Annotated in this window: 7 protein-coding genes; 2 read left to right on the top strand and 5 right to left on the bottom strand. The window is 53.6% G+C overall.

The annotated features are described in order from the left end of the window. Positions 1-121: 121 nt before the first annotated feature. The 5 genes from HMPREF3171_RS09160 to HMPREF3171_RS09140 form a co-directional block, all read right to left on the bottom strand. A complete protein-coding gene (locus HMPREF3171_RS09160) occupies positions 122-916 on the bottom strand; it encodes a hypothetical protein (RefSeq protein ID WP_070484668.1) in 795 nt (264 codons plus the stop codon). Then, entirely contained in the window at positions 897-1,796 is a 900-nt protein-coding gene (locus HMPREF3171_RS09155) for an ABC transporter ATP-binding protein (RefSeq protein ID WP_070484666.1), read from the bottom strand. Before HMPREF3171_RS09155 ends, HMPREF3171_RS09160 begins: the two co-directional genes overlap by 20 nt. Positions 1,797-1,871: 75 nt before the next feature. Then, complete coding sequence (locus HMPREF3171_RS09150; RefSeq protein WP_070484664.1) at positions 1,872-2,261, bottom strand: hypothetical protein; 390 nt, start codon at positions 2,259-2,261, stop codon at positions 1,872-1,874. 52 nt (positions 2,262-2,313) lie between these two features. Continuing rightward, entirely contained in the window at positions 2,314-2,739 is a 426-nt protein-coding gene (locus HMPREF3171_RS09145; RefSeq protein WP_070484661.1) for a hypothetical protein, read from the bottom strand. An 11-nt stretch (positions 2,740-2,750) separates the two neighbouring features. After that, positions 2,751-3,149 carry a hypothetical protein gene (locus HMPREF3171_RS09140; protein ID WP_141743395.1) on the bottom strand — a complete coding sequence of 133 codons (399 nt, stop codon included), beginning with the start codon at positions 3,147-3,149 and terminating at the stop codon, positions 2,751-2,753. Between the two features lie 315 nt (positions 3,150-3,464). Between HMPREF3171_RS09140 and HMPREF3171_RS09135 the strand changes: the two genes are divergently transcribed. After that, the gene (locus HMPREF3171_RS09135) at positions 3,465-4,553 is read left to right on the top strand and encodes a sensor histidine kinase (protein WP_141743394.1); all 1,089 of its coding nucleotides are present in this window, start codon (positions 3,465-3,467) and stop codon (positions 4,551-4,553) included. A 12-nt stretch (positions 4,554-4,565) separates the two neighbouring features. After that, the gene (locus tag HMPREF3171_RS09130) at positions 4,566-5,216 is read left to right on the top strand and encodes a response regulator (protein ID WP_070484653.1); all 651 of its coding nucleotides are present in this window, start codon (positions 4,566-4,568) and stop codon (positions 5,214-5,216) included. Positions 5,217-5,583: the final 367 nt, after the last annotated feature.

Below are 5,583 nucleotides of genomic sequence, written 5' to 3'. Positions count from 1 at the left end.
TGCCAGCGTCGTGACCAGCTGCAGCACGATCACCAGCGCGATCTTGCCGCTGTACCGCTTGCCAAAGCGCGCGGTGAGGCGGATGAGATCCATCTAGTCTCCTGAATTCACAAAAACGGTCTTACCTCGCAGCTCGATCACGCTGCGTGCCAACCACGGCAGTGACCAGAGCCAAAAGTGCCAGAACCATAGTTGGGAAAGCGAATCGTCTCTCGGGCTCAAAGTCCACCCACTTTCCAAGCGAAACGTGAGGCAACCACTTCGAAGCATGTTCGGACAGCATTGAAGCTAACAGGGGTTCTGCAACGACGAAATAAGCTACGAGTGCAACCAAAACGACGACCCACCGTCTTAGCAGTGTTGCTGCCGCAAATGCGATCACGGCAACGGTGGCGTAGAGAATGGATCCGCCCAGGATGACGGTACCAAGGGGCGCTTCGGGGGTGAGGCTTGGTACTTCGGCTTGCCTCAAACCTGCCGTCAACCCAGCGATCGATAATGCGGTTAGGATTGCTCCGGTTATTAACGACAAAAGTACCAGAGATAGCGCCCGAACGGCGAAGATCGTTCTCAAACGCCGCGCCGCGACCGCAATATTGAGCAGAGCGCCCGATGAGAGCTCGCTTCCAGCGAAAAGAACGCCGTGGAGTGAAGCCGCAAGTGGCGCTAGTAGATAGATCGAGGTTGCGGCGAGATCCAGCTTCTCCGGATCTTCTGAGTCGGGCCCGAGTGCTGCCGTGGTGTCGATCGAGACCGCACCGGCATCTGAGGAGGCCCCGCTTGATGCCATGACTGCGGCGTATGACAACAGTGCGGTTAGTAACGACGCAACTACGAGTAGAGCAAAGACTCCCGGATGAAGCAACCACCTTCTGGTTTCGACTTTGACCACCGTCTTACGGTCTGCCGTGTGCATGAAACTGATCCTCCAAAGTGTGCTTCTTCGTCTCCAGATTCAAGACCGGAATGGAGTGCTCCTCCATTAGGGTCCGTAGGGTTTCGACATTCTGATCGTCCACCTCCAGCACGCCAGGGTTGTGTGAGCCAGTTCGGACAAGTCGATGATCAATGATGGAACTGATCGCCTCACTCAGTTCCGGCGGATAATGTACTAAGAAAGATTTCGCTTCCCCCACGTAGCTAGCGAGCTCACCAGCAAAAATCATTCTTCCGCGTTCCAGGTGGATGATGTGGGAGCAAAGGGTTTGAATTTCATTGAGGTCGTGGCTTGAGATTAAGACAGTGCGTTCGTCAGTTGGTAACTGCTCTATGAGGTTTCGCATAAGCAGGCGCCCCTGGGGATCTAAACCGTTCATTGGTTCGTCAAGAATGGTAAGGAGTGAACCATTAATCAAAGCGGCACCAATTTGCACCCGTTGACGGTTTCCAAGCGATAGCGTCCGAACTTTTCTCGACGAATACTCACCCAACGACAGGGATTTAATTACGTCCTTGACTTCCTCGTCCGTTCGCCCAGTCAGTTGACCAAGGTATGTCAAAGTTCGTTTGACTGACCAGCGCGGCCAAAGCGCCATTGCGTCGATTGCAGCTCCAGTCCCGCTCCCTATAGTTTCGCTGGAGGCGAGGTTTTTCCCGAAGAACTCGATTTCCCCGTGGGAAGGGCGTTCGACTCCGGCAATAAGGCGTAGAAGTGTGGACTTTCCGCTACCGTTCGACCCCACAAGACCCACTACTGTCCCTGCGGGGACCTCTACATTGATGTCATCGAGTGCGAGAGTCGAACCATACCTCTTGCTAAGATTAGAAAGTTTTACAGCGACTTGAGGTGTTTTCATCTAAGTACCATTCGTAGGCAAGTAGCCCCGCTTGTAAGTGGGGCTACTTCGTAGGTGGTTAGGGCGCAGCTTTAGCTAGTTGCCGTAGCTGGCGCAGACGTAGAAACCGATGCTGATGCAGCCTCCCATTCGCGGATCAAGTTCCGGTCGAACCTTGAGCAGGGGACCCTCAGCCTCACGACCATCCTCGGGTAGCTCGAATTCGCGCGTTGTGAATCGCAGTCCGTCAGGAACTGGCACTCCGCGCTCTCGCAAAGTCTCGAGATTGGCGGTCTTTGCAGTAAGCTCCTTCCTTTCCGCATGGGTGGGGAGCTGAGCGACATCGTTGATGTAGCCGATGAACCCATCAGAAGCGATAACTTCGATGAAGTCATCGATTTGCTTCGTGATCGTTTCCTTGTTGATGCGAAGCTCTACCTCAGCGATCTCGCTGTCGATCTTGTTGAACGTGGTATTTACGGACATGGTGAATCCTTTCTGGTATTGCAATGATTTGCTTGGGGGTGAACGAAGGGAGTCATCCGATGTTGGCGAACGAGCGAATTTTCTCGAGCCAGGACTTATTGTCGTTAGTTCCACTGACGAGTCTGAAGTTCACTAGAAGCGAGATTCTGTCTCCGTTAGTGAGATAGAGGTTCAGGGGCTTACCAAGATCCCTAACGAATCCGAGAGAGGGAAATCCGCCTCGGCTACCGCCCGCTGTGAAGCGTCCATACTCGGGTGTGAACTCGACGTCAACATCCTGGATATCAGTGGGCCGCAGAGTCAGCCAGTCACCAAGGACCAATTCCTGCTCGTTGAGAAAGATTTCGCCTTGGTGCGGAAAAAGAGCCGCCTGATTCGCAAGCCCGAACAGTCGTCGACCAGCATCATTCGACTCGAGCTCAGTTTTAGTTGCGCCGTGAAAACTGGCTCTATCCGTGAATTTCTTAGTCGCTTCCACAGGTGCACCTCTTAAGCCAGTGCCGTCTCACTGTCGAACGTGTAGGTCACTTTCCTGACCCCGTCTGACAAGAGTTTCGCCACGCAAAACAGAGTGGGTCGGCCGTCGCCAAACCGTGAACGTTGGATCTTCAGGCCCTCGGGCACATGGATACCTCGATCTTCTAACTCATCTTCGTCGAGGATCGTGCCTCGAACGAACTCGTCTCGTTCCTGAACCGGTAGCGCATACAGTTCTTGCAGCATCGCGACAAACTCGTCCCTGGTCACAAAATCTCTGATCTCGAGAAGCCCCTGTTTTGCTTCCTGTCGGACCATCTCCTGGCTCAATGGGGGCATTGGAGCGTCTTCCTCGATTACCGGGTAGTCGATCCGCTCCATTTCGAACGGGGCAACGTTTTCCTTGTCCAATGTGTACTCCTTTCTATTTCCGATGACTTCAGTGGGGAGGGCGACCGTTTGACCGCCATCCTCAGTTTGAATTACCGGGTCCGATCCGGGTATCAGCCAACTGGACATTTAAATTTGGCCAAGTAGCTATGAATCCTTAGTTGCCCGAGGGTGTGTTGACGAGCTAGAATTGCGCAATGTTCCGCCTGTTTTTTGCTGGTCAAGGATTTTGTGACTAAACGGGGTGTCACTTTGGAGCGCGTAGTCTCAGATTCGGGTGACGATCCCTTTGGAGGTCAGACGTGGAGCGACCTCATCTACCCTGCGTCAATCTGCTTGATCGGTTTCGTCTCACTGAGCGGAGCTAGCGAGCAAAGTCGGGTGGCGTTAATAGCGCTAATCGCATTGATGATCGCGCTGCAATTTCAACGCAAACGATATCCTTTTCTGGTTCTTTTTCCGCCAGCAGTTTGTGCTCTTTTTGTAACTAACGTCTTCTTTCTTCCGACCGTGTTCAACTTGGCACTGCGTAAGCGAGGATGGGGCAGTTTCGCGGCTGTGGTCGCTGCTTTCGTCCTCTGCCGAGTCGGGTGGTCGGATAAGGAAACGATCGTCACTGTTCAGGCGGGTGAGAGGGAAACCAATGATCCAACTATTGCCTGGCTGGTTGAAGGCACGGTTCTCGTCATTGCGCCGTTCCTGGCTGGGCTGGTTATTTCCTACAATAGAAATCTGGTTGAGTCGTACCGGGTGATTGCGCAGCATAAAGAGCTGGAGCGGCAAAGGGTGGCTACAGAGGCCGTCCTCAGGGAGCGAGCCCGGATCGCCAACGAAGCGCACGATCATGTTGGCCATAAGTTAGCGCTGTTGTCACTGCAAGCGGGTGGCCTCGAGGTCAACGCCGAAGCTGGCCCCGACGTGATCAAGGAGAACGCCCAATTGATACGAGAGACCGCGGTAGAGACGTTAGCGGACCTCAGAGTTCTTATTGACCGCTTGGACGATGCGTCGGCTTTCCAGGCCCCCGAAGATTTAGCTGCGATCGTGGCTGAAAATCGGAGAAGCGGGGCCGACATTACGCTAAACACTAGATCGCTTCGCCAGTTGGATGCAATGCCACAGGAAATGCGCCAGCTCGTCTCGCAAGTAGTTCAAGAGGCTCTAGCCAATGCCAGCGTTCATGCTCCACAAAGCCCGATTTCTATTGAACTGAGTGGCAGCGAAGGAGGCGAATTACAAATCTATATCCAGAACTCCGTGCGTGAGGTTGAATCGGGAGATCTAGTTAAGAAGCGCCGTGGGACGGGTTTGAAACGGGTAGAACGGCGAGTAAGCAAGTTCGGTGGCGTTGTGCGGTTTGGAGAGCGGTCCGGTCGCTTTGAACTACACGTTATAGTCCCTTGGCCCAAATCGGTGATCGCATAGGGAGACCATCGGATGATACGTGTGTACCTAGTGGATGATGATCCGATGGTTCGCCGGGGCTTGAAGTTCATACTCCAAGCGACCGACGATATCGAAGTTGTCGGCGAAGCAGGAAGCGGTGCTGAGGCTATTGATCAGCTTCCGAGTCTGCGTCCCGACGTGGTTGTTCTGGACGTCCGGATGCCAAACGTTGGAGGCCTTCAAGTTGCCGAATCGATTCTCAAGGCTGGGCATAGCCAAGCAATATTGATGATGACTGCATTCGATAATGAATCGACCGTCATGGAGGTCCTTGAGGCCGGTGCTATCGGGTTCCTATTGAAAGACGCGCCTCCTGAATCCGTAATCCAAGCAATTAGGGACACCTCCGCTGGCAAGGTCACTCTTTCCCCTCGTCATACTCGCATCCTGCTTGACGCGTACACCCGGGACGGCCAGGTTAATCGGCGGGTTGAAGCTCAACAGGCCCTAGCGGGCCTTAGCAAAAGGGAAACGGAAATAGCGATCTTAGTTGCACAGAGCTTAACTAATCAGGAGATCGCGAGAGCGATGTTGTTATCAACCGCTACGGTCAAAACCCACTTGACGAAGATTTTTGATGAACTCGGAATCGGTAACCGCGTTCAACTGGCACTCTTGGTGAGGGAAGCTGAGCTTATCTGAAGTGCGGCCCTATCCACATTCCTCGGCCTCTGGACTTCTGCTACTTTGTGCAGATCCCCCAGGTTGGGTTATCGTAGCTGACCTCGGGTTTGAGATCCGAAAACCGATCCTGAGAAGGGCGCAGCTAGTAGCAGAATTCCCGACGCGGGCTGGGATGCCTATTACCCGAATCGTGATCGCAGAAGCTGACATGTCGATTTTCACCGTAAAAATCGACATGAAGGCAACGAAATGTCTGTTGATTCGAAATGACGTCGCCCCGACCACGAGTTGTCGATCTAGAAGGTGCCGTCTTGATTAACCCTCGCACTTGTGCGTGGAGTGACCCAGCATGTCTTCCCACTCGACGATCTTCTTGCGCTCACGC

Origin of the sequence: Corynebacterium sp. HMSC08F01 (genome assembly GCF_001807545.1) — a bacterium.
Lineage (GTDB): Bacteria > Actinomycetota > Actinomycetes > Mycobacteriales > Mycobacteriaceae > Corynebacterium > Corynebacterium coyleae.
The sequence above is the reverse complement of the archived record's forward strand: the minus strand, read 5'-3'. Positions and strand labels throughout refer to the sequence as shown.

What these genes read in the sequence shown, in the direction of transcription:
- HMPREF3171_RS09160 (WP_070484668.1), bottom strand. Translation starts at nt 916, where the DNA reads ATGCACACGGCAGACCGTAAGACGGTGGTCAAAGTCGAAACCAGAAGG.
- HMPREF3171_RS09150 (WP_070484664.1), bottom strand. Translation starts at nt 2,261, where the DNA reads ATGTCCGTAAATACCACGTTCAACAAGATCGACAGCGAGATCGCTGAG.
- HMPREF3171_RS09155 (WP_070484666.1), bottom strand. Translation starts at nt 1,796, where the DNA reads ATGAAAACACCTCAAGTCGCTGTAAAACTTTCTAATCTTAGCAAGAGG.
- HMPREF3171_RS09130 (WP_070484653.1), top strand. Translation starts at nt 4,566, where the DNA reads ATGATACGTGTGTACCTAGTGGATGATGATCCGATGGTTCGCCGGGGC.